Origin of the sequence: Halostagnicola sp. A-GB9-2, from assembly GCF_030068615.1 — an archaeon.
GTDB lineage: Archaea > Halobacteriota > Halobacteria > Halobacteriales > Natrialbaceae > Halostagnicola.
In genome coordinates this window covers 1-1,804 of the sequence record NZ_JASJOC010000032.1, presented here as the reverse complement: position 1 = coordinate 1,804, position 1,804 = coordinate 1, and the positions used below count along the sequence as shown (strand labels likewise).

The 1,804-nt window shown below is 53.2% G+C and carries 2 protein-coding genes; one reads left to right on the top strand and one right to left on the bottom strand.

Annotated elements, in window-relative coordinates; genetic code table 11:
* Positions 1 to 124: 124 nt before the first annotated feature.
* Positions 125 to 538 (bottom strand): MarR family winged helix-turn-helix transcriptional regulator, encoded by a 414-nt coding sequence (locus QNM96_RS22850; RefSeq protein WP_283839110.1) that lies wholly within the window; start codon positions 536 to 538, stop codon positions 125 to 127.
* Between the two features lie 127 nt (positions 539 to 665).
* Between QNM96_RS22850 and QNM96_RS22845 the strand changes: the two genes are divergently transcribed.
* Complete coding sequence (locus QNM96_RS22845; RefSeq protein WP_283839109.1) at positions 666 to 1,214, top strand: hypothetical protein; 549 nt, start codon at positions 666 to 668, stop codon at positions 1,212 to 1,214.
* Positions 1,215 to 1,804: the final 590 nt, after the last annotated feature.

Sequence of the window (1,804 nt, the reverse complement as noted above, 5' to 3'; positions counted from 1 at the left end):
TTGAATCAGCAACTACTGTTCAGGGCGGGGAGGATGTCAATACATCTGGAACGCTACTGTGACGACTCTAGGGAGCTGACATTTGGTTGAGGAAAGATCCCGTTTGATCTCATAGCCCGAACAGCTACGACTCGGCGGGGCGTGGTGCGTTCTCGTACTTGACCATCTTTTCGGGCTTGTCGGAGATTGTCTCGTAGATCTGTTGCAGCGTCTCCTCGGCCGTGAGGAGGTTGTGATCGTCGAGGAACTTACGACCCTCCTCGGTGAGGCCGTAGAACTTCCACGGGTACCCCTGGCGGCGTTCGTCGTCATCGAGAGCTACCTCTTTGACGATGCCAGCGTCGATCAGCTTCTGAATGTGTTTATAGACGGTGGCGTCGCTCACGCTGAGGTTGAGTTCCTCGAGTTCGTACATCGACGGGAGCTGGTCGGGATGCTGGAGGATGTTGTTGATGAGGGCGAATCGCGTCTGCTGGGTGACGAAGTGGACGAGTTCACGAGGTTCTATCTCCCCAGTACTCCCGAGTTCGGTGCTCATACCATACGGTACATGGCGTGGCGACAAGTAGTTTACTCTTGAGTAATTTACTCTACGATAAACCACACCACTTGAGCGAGTAATTTACTTCATAAACCATATCTCCCCTCCACGAGAGGCTTACAGTATGTCTGACGAGGAGTCGCCTGTTCCTGATGACGTTCTCAAGAGTGCCAAAGACCAACTTGACGAGGAGGAGATAACACTGGCCGACAACGAGGAGATCCTGCATGCCCTGAGCGAGTTGACCCCCGTCTACGAAAACGACAAGTCGTACTTTGTGCTCGGGAACTACGACCGTGAGCCGATCCGACGGCTGAACTTGGTGGTTGACCGTCTCAATCGTCGTACCGATGCATACGCGTTCCGGATGGTCGACATCCGTGGTGAGTGGGATAACAGCATTCAGAAGTTCTGCCTAATCGCCGATATCGTGACGAACCTCGTCGGTGTCGCCGAGAAAGAGCCAAGTGACTTCCTCGTCGAACAGGGGTTGCTCGTCGGTACGACCGAATACTTCGCAAAAAGTCACGTCCTCGAGCGAGAGTACAAGGACGAAGAGCATCCGTTTGGCTGGATGCAAGACGGTGTTTTCGAATTGTTCGAGAATGAGGGACGGCTGTATCGCTGGCGAACCGAGGAGGACCTCGTCGACGTGACTGGCGAGCTACCGTGAGCCCGGTTCGATGGTGTCACGTTAACCAACGATTCCGGGACTAAATCTCCGATGGTGGGTAAACGAACCCAATACCGGCAGCATCTCTACGACCGAAATACTCGAGTGCCCCATCGAACGACCGCCACGTCTCGGGATCAGTTGCCGAAGCAAACTCAGCTACACCAGATACAATAGGTACCTTAGTTACCTTGTCTCCCCGTTCCTTGCGCTGCCAGCACACCCACTGTTCTCGAGTCTGCAATTCCGTTTGAATGCGTTCCCTCTCGACCAGACTTGTTTGATTCGTAGTCATTTGTAATCTACGTCCTATGACGGTCTCACTTTCGCCGCCAGCCTCGTATCAGCGGCACGATAAACAAACCGTATCGATACGTCCCCCGGACACCCACTTCTGCGGATGGATCCCATCCAATACTAGTTAATTTTGAACGCAATTTTACTATGGACAGTACTATTGTTTGGTGGTTTTTACCCTGGACACCGAAATTCCGAATACCCGTATCCAGTGATTTACCCTGGACGGCTCTGGTGAACCACTATATGGCGGCGACTTACACCGTGGGAGATCACGTCGCTTGAGGCGTCAC

Bases quoted from the DNA above. Each gene is read 5' to 3' on its own strand.
- QNM96_RS22850 (WP_283839110.1), bottom strand. From the start codon at position 538: ATGAGCACCGAACTCGGGAGTACTGGGGAGATAGAACCTCGTGAACTC.
- QNM96_RS22845 (WP_283839109.1), top strand. From the start codon at position 666: ATGTCTGACGAGGAGTCGCCTGTTCCTGATGACGTTCTCAAGAGTGCC.